Source organism: Croceicoccus estronivorus (assembly GCF_001625325.1).
Classification (GTDB): Bacteria; Pseudomonadota; Alphaproteobacteria; order Sphingomonadales; family Sphingomonadaceae; genus Caenibius; species Caenibius estronivorus.
In genome coordinates this window covers 13,597-29,959 of sequence record NZ_JRQQ01000008.1, presented here as the reverse complement: position 1 = coordinate 29,959, position 16,363 = coordinate 13,597, and the positions used below count along the sequence as shown (strand labels likewise).

16 protein-coding genes are annotated in these 16,363 nt (G+C 62.8%); 7 read left to right on the top strand and 9 right to left on the bottom strand.

What is annotated here, in order from left to right:
• The 8 genes from MB02_RS12785 to dapA all read right to left on the bottom strand — a co-directional run bounded on the left by MB02_RS12785 (position 1) and on the right by dapA (position 10,151).
• Positions 1-534, bottom strand: a complete 534-nt coding sequence (locus MB02_RS12785; protein ID WP_067538198.1) for a hypothetical protein — start codon at positions 532-534, stop codon at positions 1-3.
• A 50-nt stretch (positions 535-584) separates the two neighbouring features.
• Positions 585-3,251, bottom strand: coding sequence for an alanine--tRNA ligase (gene alaS, locus MB02_RS12780; RefSeq protein ID WP_067538195.1), 2,667 nt, complete (start codon positions 3,249-3,251; stop codon positions 585-587).
• Between the two features lie 72 nt (positions 3,252-3,323).
• On the bottom strand, positions 3,324-4,148 hold the full coding sequence (locus MB02_RS12775; RefSeq protein WP_067538192.1) for a class I SAM-dependent methyltransferase: 825 nt from the start codon (positions 4,146-4,148) through the stop codon (positions 3,324-3,326).
• 147 nt (positions 4,149-4,295) lie between these two features.
• The gene (gene recA, locus MB02_RS12770; protein WP_067538188.1) at positions 4,296-5,360 is read right to left on the bottom strand and encodes a recombinase RecA; all 1,065 of its coding nucleotides are present in this window, start codon (positions 5,358-5,360) and stop codon (positions 4,296-4,298) included.
• Positions 5,361-5,496: 136 nt separating this feature from the next.
• A complete protein-coding gene (locus MB02_RS12765) occupies positions 5,497-7,947 on the bottom strand; it encodes a hybrid sensor histidine kinase/response regulator (RefSeq protein WP_067538185.1) in 2,451 nt (816 codons plus the stop codon).
• Positions 7,944-8,534, bottom strand: a complete 591-nt coding sequence (locus MB02_RS12760; protein ID WP_235829514.1) for a DUF2062 domain-containing protein — start codon at positions 8,532-8,534, stop codon at positions 7,944-7,946. Before MB02_RS12760 ends, MB02_RS12765 begins: the two co-directional genes overlap by 4 nt.
• A gap of 169 nt (positions 8,535-8,703) precedes the next feature.
• Positions 8,704-9,186 (bottom strand): SsrA-binding protein SmpB, encoded by a 483-nt coding sequence (gene smpB, locus MB02_RS12755; protein WP_067538182.1) that lies wholly within the window; start codon positions 9,184-9,186, stop codon positions 8,704-8,706.
• 83 nt (positions 9,187-9,269) lie between these two features.
• On the bottom strand, positions 9,270-10,151 hold the full coding sequence (gene dapA / locus MB02_RS12750; protein ID WP_067538179.1) for a 4-hydroxy-tetrahydrodipicolinate synthase: 882 nt from the start codon (positions 10,149-10,151) through the stop codon (positions 9,270-9,272).
• 103 nt (positions 10,152-10,254) lie between these two features.
• On the opposite strand from dapA, the gene MB02_RS12745 reads away from it, so the two are divergent.
• The 6 genes from MB02_RS12745 to MB02_RS12720 all read left to right on the top strand — a co-directional run bounded on the left by MB02_RS12745 (position 10,255) and on the right by MB02_RS12720 (position 14,543).
• Entirely contained in the window at positions 10,255-12,225 is a 1,971-nt protein-coding gene (locus MB02_RS12745) for a lytic transglycosylase domain-containing protein (RefSeq protein WP_067538173.1), read from the top strand.
• A gap of 5 nt (positions 12,226-12,230) precedes the next feature.
• Complete coding sequence (locus tag MB02_RS12740; protein ID WP_067538169.1) at positions 12,231-12,722, top strand: GreA/GreB family elongation factor; 492 nt, start codon at positions 12,231-12,233, stop codon at positions 12,720-12,722.
• A gap of 127 nt (positions 12,723-12,849) precedes the next feature.
• Positions 12,850-13,032, top strand: a complete 183-nt coding sequence (locus MB02_RS12735) for a DUF4169 family protein (protein WP_067538164.1) — start codon at positions 12,850-12,852, stop codon at positions 13,030-13,032.
• On the top strand, positions 13,032-13,235 hold the full coding sequence (locus tag MB02_RS12730) for a hypothetical protein (protein ID WP_067538161.1): 204 nt from the start codon (positions 13,032-13,034) through the stop codon (positions 13,233-13,235). The genes MB02_RS12735 and MB02_RS12730 overlap by 1 nt, the downstream gene beginning before the upstream one ends.
• A 1-nt stretch (position 13,236) precedes the next feature.
• Positions 13,237-13,647 (top strand): nuclear transport factor 2 family protein, encoded by a 411-nt coding sequence (locus MB02_RS12725; protein ID WP_067538158.1) that lies wholly within the window; start codon positions 13,237-13,239, stop codon positions 13,645-13,647.
• Between the two features lie 62 nt (positions 13,648-13,709).
• A complete protein-coding gene (locus MB02_RS12720) occupies positions 13,710-14,543 on the top strand; it encodes an SDR family NAD(P)-dependent oxidoreductase (protein ID WP_235829513.1) in 834 nt (277 codons plus the stop codon).
• Between the two features lie 6 nt (positions 14,544-14,549).
• Here the strand turns inward: MB02_RS12720 and MB02_RS12715 are convergent, their stop codons facing one another.
• Positions 14,550-15,674 (bottom strand): oxidoreductase, encoded by a 1,125-nt coding sequence (locus MB02_RS12715; RefSeq protein ID WP_067538148.1) that lies wholly within the window; start codon positions 15,672-15,674, stop codon positions 14,550-14,552.
• A 143-nt stretch (positions 15,675-15,817) separates the two neighbouring features.
• Between MB02_RS12715 and MB02_RS12710 the strand changes: the two genes are divergently transcribed.
• The gene (locus MB02_RS12710; RefSeq protein ID WP_067538713.1) at positions 15,818-16,330 is read left to right on the top strand and encodes an invasion associated locus B family protein; all 513 of its coding nucleotides are present in this window, start codon (positions 15,818-15,820) and stop codon (positions 16,328-16,330) included.
• Positions 16,331-16,363: the final 33 nt, after the last annotated feature.

The window sequence follows — 16,363 nt, the reverse complement described above, 5'->3', positions numbered from 1 at the left end:
TTACTTGCTGCGCATCAGAGTAACGCTCACCCCACCCTCGCCTTCTTCGCGGACTTTGCCGCCCGGCTTGACCGTGACAGTCCGTCGCAACCCAACGCTGGACGTGCCGCCACCGCAGGCACCTGTAGTCCACGTCAGATCCAGGTTGATCTGAAATTGCTCTGTTGGCTCCCCCCGAACGGAACCGATCGTGAAATTCAGCCTCTCGTTGCTCCGCTCGCCACGATTGCGGGCAGCCTCCTCGCATGGCTCGGCATAATCGACCTTCGACTGGGTAAAACTCGCATTCCCGTATGGTGAACCGACGCGAAGCATCCCCGCCCAAACCAGCGCACTATCTCGCTCGATCCTGACTGACACGGGAATCGCAGCTTCATCGTTCAACTCGCTACGCGCCGCAGGGGCCACAATTGGCGGCGGAGGCGAAACCCGCACCGGAGGGGGTGGCGATGACGCGTCCTGCTCGGCAGCCACCGCCATTGTCGATGGCAACACCAAGGAGACAAGCCCCCAACCAATCAATGCCTTCATCATTTCCTCCTGCGCAGTTTCACCGGGCAATAGAGGAAATGCATAGCAAATTCCTAAACGGCCAGAGCTTCGCGCACCGCCGCCAGTGCCTCATTCGCTTTCGCGCCGTCAGGTCCACCGCCCTGCGCCATGTCAGGACGACCACCGCCGCCTTTGCCGCCAAGCGCTTCGACCCCCTTACGCACGAGATCGACTGCGTTGAATGTTCCGGTAAGGTCATCAGTTACGGCCACGGCGAAGGCAGCGCGCCCATCATTGACCGCGGCAATTGCCGCCACGCCCGAACCCATGCGCTTTTTCGCTTCGTCGAGCAGCCCACGCAGCTCTTTCGCTTCCAGGCCCTCGATCACCTGGCCGGAGAAAGTCACACCATTGACCTGCTCATCGGCAGGAGCCGCCGCACCGCCGCCGCTGCCACCACCCGAAAGCGCGAGTTGCTTCTTGGCGTCAGCCAGTTCACGTTCAAGCCGCTTCCGTTCGTCCAGCAGTGCGAGAACACGGCCTGTAACTTCATCCGGCGCGGCTTTCATCGCTCCGGCAATCGTTTTCAGCGCATCTTCGCGTCCGACCAGCCATTGCCGCGCCGCTTCACCGGTCAGTGCCTCTATCCGCCGCACGCCGGAAGAAACCGCACTTTCGGAAACGATGCGGAATACACCGATGTCACCCGTGGCGCGAACGTGAGTACCACCGCACAGCTCGACCGAATAATTGCTTCCCGTGCCGTTCCAATTGGTACGGCCCATGGAAAGCACGCGCACTTCCTCGCCATATTTTTCACCGAACAGAGCCATCGCGCCTGCGGCAATGGCATCATCCGGGCTCATCAAGCGCGTGGTTACCGGCTGATTATGCCGGATTTCAGCGTTCACCTCCGCCTCGATCGCGGCAATGTCTTCCGGTGTCAGTGGCTTCGGGTGGGAGAAATCGAAGCGCAGCCGGTCTTCCGCGACGAGAGAACCCTTCTGCGTCACGTGATCGCCCAACCGGTGGCGCAGGGCGGCGTGCAGCAAGTGCGTTGCGGAGTGGTTGGACCGAATCGAATCGCGCCGCTCATCATCCACGGCGAGATGGACAGTGTCGCCAACGCCGATACGGCCACTGACGATTTTCCCACTGTGCGCATGCAGGCGCCCCAGCGGCTTGGATGTGTCGGAGATGACTATTTCCAGACCGCCAGGCCCGGTAATCGTCCCCGCGTCGCCCGTCTGGCCGCCGCTTTCGCCATAAAAAGGTGTCTGGTTCGTCAACACGATGACATCCGTGCCAGCCACCGCGTGGTCGGTTTCGGCGCCATCGACAATCAACGCCACGACCCGGCCTTCACCGGTAGTGGCACTGTAGCCTGTAAATTCCGTGGCGCCTTCCCGCTCGGCGATATCGAACCACAGCTCTCCATCCGCCGCAGCGCCGGAGCCCTTCCATGCCGCGCGAGCCGCCGCTTTCTGCTGCGCCATCGCGGCATCGAAACCGTCCTTGTCGACCCCGATGCCGCGTGCGCGCAGGGCATCCTCGGTGAGATCATAAGGAAAGCCATACGTGTCGTAGAGGCGAAATGCAGTCTCGCCCGGCAAGCTGTCGCCCGCTTCCATCGACTCCGTCGCCTCGTCCAGCAGCTTAAGTCCCTTGTCGAGAGTCTGGCGGAAACGTGTTTCCTCCCGTTCCAGCACTTCGGACACCAGGGCTTCCGCGCGGCCGAGTTCAGGATAGGCCTGCCCCATTTCCGCGACCAGCGCGGGCACGAGACGGTGCATTAACGGCTCTTTCGCGCCGAGCAGGTGGGCATGACGCATCGCGCGGCGCATGATCCGCCGTAGGACATAACCGCGTCCTTCATTGGACGGCAGAACCCCGTCCGCGATGAGGAAACTGGTCGAGCGCAAATGATCGGCGATGACGCGGTGGCTGGCCGTCTGCGCGCCTTGGGCCTGTACTCCGGTCAAACCTTCCGATGCGGCAATCAGCGCCTTGAATGTGTCGGTGTCGTAGTTGTCATGTACGCCCTGCATGACTGCCGAAATACGCTCCAGCCCCATGCCGGTGTCGATGCTCGGCTTGGGCAGCTCGCCTGTAATTTCACCTGCCGCCTGCTCATACTGCATGAAAACGAGATTCCAGATCTCGATGAAGCGATCCCCATCCTCATCCGGCGAGCCCGGAGGACCACCAGGGATGTGATCCCCATGATCGAAGAATATTTCCGAGCAAGGCCCGCACGGACCATCGTCGCCCATCGCCCAGAAATTGTCTTTCGTGGGAATGCGGATGATCTTGTCATCCGGCAGACCGGCAATCTTCTTCCAGAGATCGAAAGCTTCGTCATCGGTATGATAAACCGTCGCGATCAGCTTTTCCGGAGGAAGGCCCCATTCCTTCGTCAGCAGGGACCAGGCATGAATGATCGCCTGTTCCTTGAAATAATCGCCGAACGAAAAATTCCCCAGCATTTCGAAGAACGTGTGATGCCGGGCAGTATAGCCGACATTGTCCAAGTCGTTGTGCTTGCCGCCAGCGCGAACGCATTTCTGCGAACTGGTGGCGCGCGGCGCGGGCGGCGTTTCCAGCCCCGTGAAGACGTTCTTGAACGGGACCATACCCGCATTCACGAACATCAGCGTCGGATCGTTATAGGGAACGAGCGGCGCCGAAGGAGTCACCGCATGGCCGTTGGACCCGAAATAGTCGAGGAAGGAACGGCGGATTTCGTTGGTCGAGCTCATGCTCTGGCAGTTAGGCGAGCCCTGCGCGCGGGACAAGCGGATAAACCGCTTCAGAGATAGAGAAAGACCCGATCACCCCCGCTTGCGCGCGCTGACGATCCAAGCCTGCGCCGGAAAGGCAAGAATATCGGCTGCCCGCCGTTCCCTGAGCCACTTTTCAAGCTTGGCCAGAGTAACTGCCTGGCTGATCTCGTCTTGCTGCTTCATTGCCCGCGATGCAGGGCCGATATGCCGATAGAATTGCATGGAATCGGCAACAGGATCATCCCCCACCCCAGTCACGAATGCAAAATCGACCGGCTCCAGCACGATGTCGCGCCAGCCCGCTTTCGACAGGATCGAACGGACTCGCTCTTCATCGGCAAAGGCAAAGGGACCCGGCGCGTAAGGATCGGCAGGCGGCGCGAGATCCAGAACACGGGCCGCCTCGCTTGCCCAGGGATTGCCCGCCGGCGAACGGAAACAGGAAAAGGTGAGATGGGCATCCGCCGCCGCAATATCCTGCAGATGCGTGAACGCACCCACCGGATCATCGAAGAACATCACCCCGTGACGTGAAACCAGCAGATCCGGCCGAGCAGATTCTCCCGGCTCCCATCGTGCCGCATCGCATTTTTCGAAACGGGCATTGAACCGCTGGGAACCCCGCGTCCGCGCCGCATCGACAAGATCATCCGAAACGTCGACGCCAACAATCTGCGCATGAGGCCGGGCTCGCGCCAGGGCGAGGGAGAGTTCTCCGGCCCCGCAGCCGATGTCGAGAATCGAATCGCCCGGCAGCGCAGCCAGCCGTTCAAGCAGTCTCTGGGTCAGTCCCGCAAAAGCGCGATCGGTGACGCTGTACAATTGCGCCCACGCCTTCCCGGTTTCATCCCGCCATTCCATTGTCGTTGCCATGGCCGGACAGTAACCTTCGATCAGCGGCAGGCCAAGCGTCTATGCGCTTGCCCCAGATAAAGGAAAAGGCCGGCGCGCCGCCACTTCGGGCTTGCTGCGCCGGCCTCGGTTCCGCAAACGCCGCACATCGACGGCGCTTCTTGAGGATCAGCTGTCGGAGTCCGCGTCCGGCCCCACCATCATCTCCTCGGCGACCTGATCGGTGCGGCCGCGAATCGCGGCTTCCAACCTGTCGCAAACTTCCGGGTTTTCCTTGAGATACGTCTTTGCGTTTTCACGTCCCTGGCCAATGCGGATCGAATCATAGCTGAACCACGATCCCGATTTTTCCACCAGGCCCGCCTTGACGCCGAGATCGAGAATCTCACCGATCTTTGAAATGCCTTCGCCATACATGATGTCGAATTCGACCTGCTTGAACGGCGCGGCGACCTTGTTCTTCACCACTTTGACGCGGGTGGCGTTGCCGACGATATCGTCGCGATCCTTGATCTGTCCGGTCCGACGAATGTCGAGCCGAACCGAAGCATAGAATTTCAGCGCGTTGCCGCCCGTGGTCGTTTCCGGGTTACCGTACATCACGCCGATTTTCATGCGCAGCTGGTTGATGAAAATCACCATGCAGCGCGAACGGCTGATCGAGCCGGTCAGCTTGCGCAGGCTTTGCGACATCAGGCGCGCCTGCAGGCCGACGTGGCTGTCACCCATTTCGCCTTCGATTTCAGCACGAGGGACCAGCGCGGCGACCGAATCGACCACCAACACGTCAATCGCGTTGGAGCGCACCAGCGTATCGACGATTTCCAGCGCCTGTTCGCCAGTATCGGGCTGCGACACGATCAGCTCGTTGATGTCCACCCCAAGCTTTTTGGCATAGACCGGATCCAGCGCGTGTTCGGCATCGACGAAAGCCGCCGTACCGCCGCCTTTCTGTGCTTCGGCAATAACATGCAGCGCCAGCGTGGTCTTGCCCGAGCTTTCCGGGCCATAGACTTCGATAACCCGGCCTCTGGGCAGTCCGCCAACCCCGAGAGCGATGTCGAGACCCAGCGAACCGGTCGAAACCGCTTCGACCTGCATGGCCTCCTTCGAACCGAGTTTCATGGCCGAACCCTTGCCGAACGCACGGTCAATCTGGGCCAGTGCAGCTTCGAGGGCCTTCTGACGATCCACGTTATTTTCCTTTTCAACGAGCTTCAGACTTGCCGCCATGAGATGGCCTCCTTCGTTGCCCAGAGCAACCCGTGCGATCAGGTATCACACAGCTTTACTCTGCTGTTACCGAAGGGTGTATCCCATTTGTTCCACAAGAACAAGAGGGGAACGAAATTCGTCGACGAGGCCGTAGCTAGGCTCTGGAGCCGAGGACTTCCCCCACTTTGGCGCCGATCTGCTGGACGGAGAACGGCTTCGCGATGAAATGCATGTCGGCCATGTCGATCTGTTCGCGCAGCTGTGCTTCGGCATAGCCGGACATGAACAGCACCGGCAGATCGGGAACAAGTTTGCGGATTTCACGCGCCATGGCCGGCCCGTCCATCCCCGGCATCACCACATCGGAAACGACGAGATCGAATTCCCCGCCGCCACGAACCAGTTCGAGCCCTTCTCCGCCACTGGCGGCAGTCGTCACTTCATACCCCTGGCGGGCAAGCGCACGTTCCGCAACGGCGCGAACCATATCCTCATCTTCCACCAGCAACACGCGGCCGCCACCGGACCAGTTGCTCGTCTCTTCCGTCTTCGCCGCTGCGCTCGGGGATTCGAGCGTGTGATGGACCGGCAGATAAATGATGAACCGCGCACCCACGGTTCCGCCCGAAGGACCGGGCACATTCTCCACGAAGATGAACCCACCCGATTGCTTGACGATGCCATAAACCGTCGAAAGCCCGAGGCCAGTGCCCTTCCCCTTCTCCTTGGTGGTGAAGAACGGTTCGAAAATCTTGCCGAGATGTTCGGGCGGGATTCCCCCGCCGGTATCCTCCACGATCAAGGCCGTATAATCGCCGATCGGAATGATATCGCTCTTCATCCGGCGGACGTCGGCAGCCGCGATACGCCGGGTAATCATGGTCAGCGTGCCGGTGCCGTCGCCTCCCGATCTTTGCGCACGGGCCTGCATCGCATCGCGGGCATTGACCGCCAGATTGATGATAACCTGTTCGAGCTGCTGCGGATCGGCGCGAACCGGGCCCAATTCACGGTCGTGATGGACCTTGAACAGGATCTTTTCACCCATCAGCCGTTTCAGAAGCTGAGACACTTCGGACATCACGTCCGGCAATTGCAGCACTTCCGGGCGGAGGGTCTGCTGGCGGGAGAAGGCCAGCAATTGCCGGGTCAGCGAGGCCGCGCGATTGGAATTGGCGCGAATCTGCTGAATATCGTCATAGTCGCTGTCGCCCGGCGTGTGCCGCAGCAACATGAGATCGCAATATCCGATGATCGCGGTCAGCACATTATTGAAATCGTGCGCGACACCGCCTGCCAATTGGCCCACGGCCTGCATCTTGGTCGCCTGGGCGACCTGGCGCTTCAGCCGTGCTTCCTCGGTCGTATCGGCAAGGCTGAGCAATACCGCCGCGTCGCCCATACCGCGCACACCGGCAAGACCGAGCGAGACCGGTTCGTCCGCCATACGCCGCAGCCGCACGGCCATGTCGCCGGAGCTTGCAGGCCCTTGGGCAAAACGGCGCACTGCATCGACCAGTGCCCCCTTGTCCTCTTTCACCACCAGATCGGAAGGATAAGGGGGAAGCCCCCGCCCCTCGATGCCTGCGGCGCGCATGAAGGCCGCATTGGCGAACAGAAAGCGGCCGTCGCGGTCGGTCATGGCAAGGCCCAGCGGCAACTGCGACAGCAACGCTTCGAGCTGCGGCGTACCGCCCGCACCATCCGCAACCACCCCGTTGCCAATTCCCACTCCTGCATCCAGCAACAGCATCAGCGAGGATGGCGTGCCCCCCGCAGGAGGATCGTCTCTAGACGGATCGCCGAGCGCGACGTGGACAAGGGTTTGCGGCGTCCCCTCGCGCCCTTCGCGAGCGAAGAAAATCCGGTCCCGTTCGTCGGTCCGCAGGAGAGCGACGAAGTCCTGGCCGGCCATCGTCGCGCTTTCGTCTCCGGCCGCCCGCAGCGCAAATCCGGGGCTGGAGGCGCGAATCGCCCCTTCCGGTCCGACCAGCACCGCCTCCACACCAGCGCGCGACAACGTCGCACCGAACACGCCGGCCAGCCGTTCGCCCAGATCCGCCAGCGGATCACTCTCCACCAGCGCGAAGAATCGCCAGACGAGATGATCTTCACCCCGCCCGGCCCGGACCACTTCGGCCCGCCAGAGGCGATAGGCGTGCTCTTCCTGGCCTGCGAGCTGGTCCACTTCGGCGATGCCGTCACGCCACGCCATGCGCGCGGCCTTCGCCAGACGTTCAAGCCCGGCCATTTCCAGCGGCAAGGCCGGTGGAGCATTTTCAACGCCGAACCAGTCGACATAAGTCTCATTGGCGCAAACCAGCCGGTTCGCCTTGTCGGTAATCGCAATCCCGCAATCCGCGCGGCCAATCGCTGCGATCGTCACCGACCAGTCGGGCATCGCCAGTTCGGGTTCGATCGATTTCGCCCGTGGGCGCGTCAGCACGTAGATGGCCAGCCCCAGTACGAGCAGCCCACCGGCGAATGTTGCGGCAATGGCAGGCTCGCGCGTGACGACCCAGATCATAACGACGCTTGCGACAAGCCCAGCCCCGACCAGCCCGACATCGAGCAGACGGGCAGACCGCCCCATTTCGCCCTTCATTCGTCCATGATCCGGCTTCGCGCCTGAACGATCCGGGCCTTGCGCTTGCGCGCGACCCAGGCACGCCAGACCAGGCTGGTCACCACATAGCTGAACGCGGAAGCGATCACGGCGATGACGACAAGGCCGAACGCCGTCACCAGAGTCGCGCCAGTCAGCCATTGCAGCGCATCCTGCAATTCCGTGCGCTCAATCGCCGTGTTGACCGGCGCCACAATTGTCATTGCATCGACGTGGAGCAGCCAGCTGCCGACCCGGTAGGCGAACAGCCACAGCAGCGGGGTAGTGAAAGGATTGGTCACAAAAGTGGTCAGCGCCGCGACCGGTACGTTCGCCCGCACAGTAAAACTGAGCAACGAGGCGAACAGGATCTGCGCGAAGGGAATGATGATTCCGACGAGCATCCCCAACGCCACCCCGCGCGGCACGGAGCGGCGGGTGAAGCGCCACAATTCGGAACGCAGGACTCGATGCGCGAAGGGGCGGATCAGGCGGTTCCGCTCCATCTGCTCTCGCGTCGGCATGTTGCGACGGGTCCAGGTTACAATTCGGGTCTTCACGGTAATCGTTTGCATGACTTCAGACATTAGCCTCCGGCACCTGCCATGGCGCTGGCGCGATCATGGCGCAGCGGCACCGAACAACGGGTGAATGGATGCCCCTTTGCCGGGCGCAAGGCAATCGGCAAGCACCAATTCACCGGGGATGATCAGGCGCACGGCCAATCGTGCAATTAACCGTCCCGACCGGCGCGAATCAGTTACCTTCACGCATCAGCCGGGCCTTGTCCCGCTTCCAGTCGCGTTCCTTGATGCTCGCGCGCTTGTCATGTGCCTGCTTACCCTTGGCGAGAGCCAGTTCGACTTTCGCCCGGCCGCGCGAATTGAAATAGATCGACAGCGGCACCAGCGTCATGCCCTTGCGTTCCACCGCGCCTTGCAGGCGAGCGATTTCCCGCTCGTGCAACAGCAGCTTGCGTGGCCGCTTCGGCTCATGATTGTAGCGATTGCCGTGGCTGAATTCCGGCACGTTGGAATTGATCAGCCACGCTTCGCCGCCCTTTATCTCGGCATAGGATTCGGCAATCGAGCCTTCCCCGAAACGCAGTGATTTCACTTCCGTGCCGGTCAGCGCAATGCCCGCCTCGAAAGTTTCATCGATATGATAGTCGAACCGCGCGCGGCGATTTTCCGCGACGGTTTTCTTCTTGTCGAACGTGGAAGGTTTCGGACGAGCCATGGTGCGTGGCCATGTAGGGATTTGCGCCGCAATTGCAAAGCCGGAGGGGGCCTGCCCCGTCCGCGCAACCGGACTGGGCGGGATCAGGCCAGCCCGGCGTGCTCCAGTGCCTCGTCAACCGCCTTGCGCGCACCGGCGTTGCACGGTGTCAGCGGCAGCCGCAAATCTTCCGTCAGCCAGTTGTGCACACGGGTCAGCGCATACTTTACCGGGCCGGGCGAGGCATCTTCGAACATCGCGTAATGAAGCGGATAGAGCCGGTCATTCAATTCCCGCGCCCGCGCGACGTCGTTGCTGGCAATGGCCGCCTGGAACTGCGCGCACAGCCCCGGCGCGACATTGGCCGTCACGGAAATGCAGCCCACGCCACCGGCCGCGCTATGCGGAAGCCACAATTCATCGTCGCCCGAAAGCTGGCAGAACCCGGCCGAGATACCCCGGCGATGATCCGTCACGCGTGACAGATCCCCGCTCGCATCCTTGATGCCGATGATCTTGTCGGGATAGCGGCGCGCCAGCTCCACCACCGTTTCAGGGGCGATATCCGTCACCGTCCGCCCCGGCACGTTGTACATCACGATCGGCAGGCCGCCGTTTTCGGCCAGATGGGAAAAATGCGCAATCAATCCTTCCTGATTCGGCCGGTTGTAATACGGTGCGACGACCAGCGCCGCGTCCGCACCGAACGCCTTGGAATGTTGCATGTGCATCAGGGCCGTCCGGGTATCGTTCGATCCGCACCCGGCAATCACGGGCACCCGGCCTGCGGCCTGTTCTACGCAAACCTGAATCACCCGATGATGTTCGTCATTGGTCAGCGTCGAAGCTTCTCCGGTCGTGCCGCATGGCACCAGTCCGGTGGAACCGTTGTCTATCTGCCAGTCGACGAGACGGCGAAAGGCGTCCTCGTCGAACGCTCCATCGCGAAAAGGTGTAACCAAGGCCGGAATGGAACCGGAAAACATGGACTTCGCCCCTGCATTTGCCCCAATATGGTGGCGAATCTTCCACGTTGGAAGCACCTTGGGGTGGGTTTGTTCAGCGCCTGATAAGGAGGCAAAGGCCAGAATGTCCAGCATGGTCCGCATTCCAATGATCGCATCGCTGCTTCTTGCGCCTGTTTCGACAGCCTCCGTCCCGCTCGCCGCCCGTGATTCCGAGTCCTGGGATCAGGCGCGCGCCTCGCTTGTCGCCAGCCAGCCGGGCCCGATGACCGCTGCAATCGACCGCTGGCAGAGACTGACGGCATCCACCCAGTTCAGTTTCGACGATTATGCCGGTTTCCTGCTCACTTATCCCGGTTTCCCGATGGAATCGCGATTGCGCGGATATGCCGAAGCCAAACTTGTTCAGGAAGCGATCCCGGCGGAACGCGTGGTGGCCTATTTCGACCGCTTTCCCCCGCTGACCAATCCGGCCAAGGCGCAATATGCGCTGGCCCTTTCCGTTCTTGGCCGCCCGCAGGCAGAACAATGGGCCCGCGAGGCATGGCGCGGCGGAAGCATGAGCGCGACAGCCGAGGCGACGCTGTTCTCCCTCTTCGGACGCAGCTTCACTCAGGATGACCACGACGCGCGGATGGACGCCCTGTTGTGGGATCGCGATGCCAGCGCCGCGACGCGCCAGTTTTCCTACGTGTCCCCGGCCAGCCGCACCGTGTTCATGGCCCGCATGTCCGCCGCACAAGGCAGCGACCCTGCCGCACTGGGCATCCCCACCCCCGGCAATGCCCTGAGCGATCCGGGGTACGTCTATAATATCGTGCGGCAAATGCGAAAAAGCGGGCGGGCCGCCGACGCGGTCAACCTGCTCGCCATGCGGCCGCCCCTCGCCAGCCGCCCGGTCCATGCCGACGAATGGATCGAGGAATTGCTCGTCAATGCCCGTTCCGGCGGGTCGCGGGCCGCGCAACGCATAGCCGCCTCGGCAATCGATGCGTTCGATCCCGGCACGGACATCAGCACCTTGGGTTACGGGCTGCGCGACGATTACACATCGCTGATGTGGCTGGGTGGAACCAGCGCCCTGTGGGATCTGGGCGACGCCGATGCCGCCGCACCGCTGTTCTATCAGTACGGCGCAGCCGCCCGCACGCCGCAAACCCGGTCGAAGGGATTCTACTGGGCTGGCCTCGCCTCGGACCGGGCAGGCGACAGCCGGGAGGCGCAACGCTATTTCGCCATGGCGGCGGACTATCCGGATCAATTCTATGGCATGCTGGCCCTGGAACGGCTGGGCCGCCCGATTCCCAATCTCAAGCGCGATCCCGCCGCCGTCCCGTCGAGAGATGAACGCGCCGCCTTCTATGCCAAACCCCTGACCGCCGCCGTGCGGGAAGCCGCGCGCGAGGCTCCGTGGAGCGTCACCGTGCGGTTCTTCCGCGAAATTGCCGACCGGGCAGAGACCGAAGGCGAACACGTACTGGTGCACGAACTGGCGGAAAGCCTGGGGCGGCGCGATCTTGCCGTCATCAACGGGGAGAAGGCGCAGGAACACGGATACGGCGATTTCCACGCCGCTTCCTTCCCCACTCTGCCCTCACCGCCGGGATCGAACTGGACCATGGTCCACGCCATTACCCGGCAGGAAAGCCAGTTTGCCCAGAACGCCATCAGCCATGCCGGCGCGCGCGGCCTGATGCAGCTCATGCCCGGTACCGCGCGCGAACAGGCCGGGAAACTCGGCATGACATATATGAGCGCGTCGCTGATCGACGACGCAGGCTACAACATGCGGCTCGGCGACGGGTATTTCACCCGCATGCTCAACTATTACGGCGGCAGCTATCCGCTGGCGGTTGCGGCCTACAATGCCGGGCCCGGCAATGTGAACAAATGGCTCGCCCGCAATGGCGATCCCCGCAGCGGTGGGGTCGGCTGGGTCGACTGGATCGAACGGATTCCGATCTTCGAAACCAAGAACTATGTTCAGCGGGTGCTGGAAAACGCCGTGGTCTATCAGCACATGAACCCCGACAAGGCCGGATATGGCGGGCCGAAGTCGATCAGCTGGTTCCTTGGCAAGAACAGCCCCGGCTGACACCGATGGCGACCGCACAGAGAGTCCCCGGCAACCCGATCACACCGGCGGGTCTGGCCGCGATGAAGGCCCGCTACGATCACCTGTTGGGGACGGAGCGGCCGGAAATCGTTGAAATCGTCAGTTGGGCGGCAGGCAACGGCGACCGCAGCGAAAATGGCGACTACCTCTATGGCCGCAAGCGCATGCGCGAAATCGACCGCGAACTGGCCCACCTCGCCCGACGGATGAAAGCCGCGCGTGTCGTCGACCCAAGCCAGCATACGGACAAGTCGTGCGCCTGGTTCGGCGCAACCGTGACGATCGCCGACGAGGATGATGATCACCGCACGGTCACACTGGTCGGAGACGATGAACAGGATGCCAGCGCCGGTCGCATCGGCTGGAGCAGCCCGATGGCCCGCGCCTTGCGCGGCGCGGCGATTGGCGACTTGCGCAATGTCCGCCTGCCGGGCGGCGAAAAGGAATGGGAAGTGATCGCAATCAGCTATCCCTGAGCCTTTGCTTTCCAGTCATCGGACGGCTCCAGCCGACACATCCGCACAAGACATCGCTGGACAACGCAACACGGGCCTGCAACCACCGGGCCAGTTGCATTTCCTTGATCCCGTAAAGGAGCGCCCGATGGCCGAAATCGTCAATCTGCGTATGGCCCGCAAGGCGAAAGAACGGGCCGACAAGGACAGGAAAGCGCAGGCCAATCGCGCCAAACACGGCCAGACCAAGGGTGAACGGCAGGCCCGAAAGATGGAATCCGAACGGTCCGCGCGCGAACTCGACAGCAAGAAGCGCGAGAGCGACGCCTGATGCGCACGACTTACGGCAACGCGACAGTACGGCTCTATCACCTCGACGGGGCCAGCGAAGGCGGCGCAGTGACGACATTGTTTTACGGCCCGCTGGAAGAAGCCGTGCGGATTGCGCAGCAACAGCCCGAAGCGATGCAGGATGGGCTTTTCATCGCCACAGACAACGATGTGATCGCATATTGCGACCTTGCGGGAGAGTAACATGACAATGGAAACGGACGTGGGCGCGGAACTCGCGATCAGGAATCTGATTGCCCGGATGGCACACACGGTCGATCGGGGCGCGGTAGAGGATTATGCCCCGATGCTGGCGCCGGACACGCGCTGGATCATGCCGGGCGGCGATATCGCGGTTGGCCCGGAAGCCATCATGGAAGGAGTTCGCGGCAGGCGCGCCGCCGGTTCTGCCGGTCCCGGCTCTGCGACCCGCCACATCATCACAACCACGATGGTGGAGGTCGATGGCGATACCGCACGTAGCTGGTCATACTGGATCTATGTTCGCACAGGGACACAGGACCCGGCCATTCTGCTGACCGGTCTCTATACCGATACCTTCCGCCGCACCGAAGCCGGATGGCTGTTCGCCGAACGCATATCGACACTCGAATAATCGGCGCTCGCACACGGCCCATGCAACGCATTTTTGCTGGTATCACTGGAGTGATCCGGTAAATGCGCAGCAAACTTCAAACCAACAAGCGAGTAGAGAAGATGGGCGGAATGATGGAAGGCAAGATCGCGATCGTCACCGGCGGCGCACGCGGCATGGGCGCGGCAACCGTGCGCGAGATGATCGCCGAAGGTGCGGAAAAGGTCTATGCCTGCGACGTGCTGGAAGCGGAAGGCAAGGCGCTGGCCGACGAACTCGGCCCCAAGGTGGAATTCCGCAAGCTCGACGTATCGCAGGACGCCGAATGGGCGGCGCTGGTTGCCGAGATCATGGCCACTCACGGCCGGATCGATGCTCTGGTGAACAATGCGGGCGTTCTCGCCTTCGGCATTCTGGAAGAAGTCGCACCCGAAGAATTCGACCGCGTCTATGGCGTGAACGTCAAGGGCCCGCTGCTGAGCCTGCGCAATGTCGGCAAGGTCATGCGCGAGGCCGGCAAAGGCGCAATCGTCAATATTTCATCGCTCGACGGCCTGCGGGGCGTCAACATGGTCGGCCTCTATTCCAGCTCGAAATGGGCGCTGCGCGGCCTGACCAAAAGCGCGGCGATGGAATTCGGGCCGCACGGCGTGCGGGTGAACTCCGTCCACCCCGGCGGCGTCGATACGGCGATGGGCAATCCCTCCGGCGATGTCGGTGAAGAACGCGATGCGCCCTACGGCCGCGTTCCGCTGCAGCGCATCGGAGAGCCGGGAGAAATCGCGGCAGCCAGCGTGTTCCTGTGCTCCGACAAGGCGTCCTACATCACCGGCGCCGAACTGGCCGTCGATGGCGGCTGGTCGGTCGGCTACTATCACGCCGGACGTCCCGGCGCCCCGGCCAAACTGAAGGCCTGAGCAGGCTCACGCAAGGGTGCCGAGGAGCTCCGGCCGATAGGGCTGGAGCGTTCCTGCGGCACCATCGCGCACCTTGCGCGCCCATGCCGGATCGCCGAGAATTGCCCGACCGAGCGAAACGAGATCGAATTCCCCCCGGTCGAGCCGGGCGCGAAGCTCTTCCAGATGGCTGGTTTCGGCTTCGGCCTGACGGGCATAGATTCCGTCGTCGCCATATTCGAGCGCGGTCTTTTCCAGCCCGATCCCGCCACCGCCGATTGTCGGGCGACCAGTCAGCTTTTTGGCCCAACCCGCGAAGTTGAGCGGGCTGCCCGCGAACTCGGCGCGCCAGAAGCGGCGCTGCGAACAGTCGAACAGATCAACCCCCGCATCCGCAATCGGCGCGAGCAAGGCTTCCAGCCCGGCGGGATCGTCAGCCAGCGTCGCGTCGTAGTCCGTCATCTTGAACTGCGAGAGACGCATGAGGATCGGGAAATCCGGCCCGGTCGCCGCACGGCAGGCGGCAACGATTTCCGCTGCAAAGCGCGCCCTTTCACCGCCGTAGGCGTCGGCCCGACGGTTGGTGCGGGTCCACAGGAACTGGTCGATCAGAAAGCCGTGGGCGGCGTGGACCTCGATCCCGTCGAAACCAAGCGCCTGCGCATCCCGCGCTGCGCGGACGAAAGCGGCGATGACTTCGTCGATGTCGTCCAGCGTCATCGCATGGCCGTCGGCGCGCTCGGGCCCGGCAGGCATACCGGCCTGCGCCCCGGGGAGCCAGATTCCGGAAGGGCCGATGCCGGGCCAGGCAGGCGCGGCAGCCGCAATGCCCTGCAGGCCAGCATGGCCGAGCTGAGGCACGATGCGTCCGCCCGCCTCGTGCACCTCGCGGACGATCCGCGCCCATTCGTCCAGCGCCCCGCCATGAAAATGCGGTTCATAGTCGTCCAGAGCAGCCGTGGGATGGCCGATCGCCGTCGCCCCACTGATGATAAGGCCCACTTCGCCTTCCGCCCGGCGGCGATAGAATCCGGCATAGCCCGGATCCGGCTGCCCGCCCGGCGCCTGACCCTGCCCCATCGGCGCCATGACGACACGATTGGGCAATGTCAGCGTGCCAATTGCAATGGGGCGGAACAACGGGTCGGTCATATGCGCAAAGTCTCGATCATGATTGTCTGTCGCCGCGGACCATAGTGCCGGAACAATCGAACGCAATCGTCCTGGCCCATAGCGGCCATCCAAACCGCCGCGCCTCCTTCCCCAGCGCGGCCAATTCTGCAATGACGCACGCGATGATCCGTTTGCCCGCCCTTCCCCTGACACTGACTGCCGCCGCGCTGGCCGCAAGCATGATTGCAAGCCCGCTGGCAGCCAAGGACAGCCTCGGCGTGTTCGATGGCTGGGGGGCATTCCACGATGCGTCAGTCCCACGCTGCTATGCCATCGCCATGGCACGGCCGAGCACGTTGCGGCGCGATTACGAGCCCTATGCCAGCGTGGGCACCTGGCCGAAGCGCCAGATCCGCAACCAGCTTCACTTCCGGCTTTCGCGCCAGCTTTCGCCCACCTCGTCGATAACGCTCAATGTCAGCGGCAAACGCTTCAAACTGACGGGCGGCGGGGGCGACGCCTGGGCACAGGATCAGCGGATGGATGCGGCGATCGTCGCGGCCATGCGATCTGCCGGGAGCATGACCATCAGTGCCCGCGATACGCGTGGACAGGTTTTTTCCAATACTTACGGCCTGACCGGCGTCGCCACCGCGATGGATGCCGCCACGGTCGGCTGCGCCAAACTGCGCTGATACGAAAGCGGGCCGGGAAAGCCCCGGCCCGCC

Coding starts and splice junctions, on each gene's coding strand:
- MB02_RS12725 (WP_067538158.1), top strand. CDS start 13,237: ATGACAATGGAAACGGACGTGGGCGCGGAACTCGCGATCAGGAATCTG.
- MB02_RS12720 (WP_235829513.1), top strand. CDS start 13,710: ATGCGCAGCAAACTTCAAACCAACAAGCGAGTAGAGAAGATGGGCGGA.
- MB02_RS12785 (WP_067538198.1), bottom strand. CDS start 534: ATGATGAAGGCATTGATTGGTTGGGGGCTTGTCTCCTTGGTGTTGCCA.
- MB02_RS12715 (WP_067538148.1), bottom strand. CDS start 15,674: ATGACCGACCCGTTGTTCCGCCCCATTGCAATTGGCACGCTGACATTG.
- recA (WP_067538188.1), bottom strand. CDS start 5,360: ATGGCGGCAAGTCTGAAGCTCGTTGAAAAGGAAAATAACGTGGATCGT.
- MB02_RS12735 (WP_067538164.1), top strand. CDS start 12,850: ATGGCCGAAATCGTCAATCTGCGTATGGCCCGCAAGGCGAAAGAACGG.
- MB02_RS12745 (WP_067538173.1), top strand. CDS start 10,255: ATGTCCAGCATGGTCCGCATTCCAATGATCGCATCGCTGCTTCTTGCG.
- MB02_RS12775 (WP_067538192.1), bottom strand. CDS start 4,148: ATGGCAACGACAATGGAATGGCGGGATGAAACCGGGAAGGCGTGGGCG.
- smpB (WP_067538182.1), bottom strand. CDS start 9,186: ATGGCTCGTCCGAAACCTTCCACGTTCGACAAGAAGAAAACCGTCGCG.
- dapA (WP_067538179.1), bottom strand. CDS start 10,151: ATGTTTTCCGGTTCCATTCCGGCCTTGGTTACACCTTTTCGCGATGGA.
- MB02_RS12730 (WP_067538161.1), top strand. CDS start 13,032: ATGCGCACGACTTACGGCAACGCGACAGTACGGCTCTATCACCTCGAC.
- MB02_RS12710 (WP_067538713.1), top strand. CDS start 15,818: ATGATCCGTTTGCCCGCCCTTCCCCTGACACTGACTGCCGCCGCGCTG.
- MB02_RS12740 (WP_067538169.1), top strand. CDS start 12,231: ATGGCGACCGCACAGAGAGTCCCCGGCAACCCGATCACACCGGCGGGT.
- alaS (WP_067538195.1), bottom strand. CDS start 3,251: ATGAGCTCGACCAACGAAATCCGCCGTTCCTTCCTCGACTATTTCGGG.
- MB02_RS12760 (WP_235829514.1), bottom strand. CDS start 8,534: ATGTCTGAAGTCATGCAAACGATTACCGTGAAGACCCGAATTGTAACC.
- MB02_RS12765 (WP_067538185.1), bottom strand. CDS start 7,947: ATGAAGGGCGAAATGGGGCGGTCTGCCCGTCTGCTCGATGTCGGGCTG.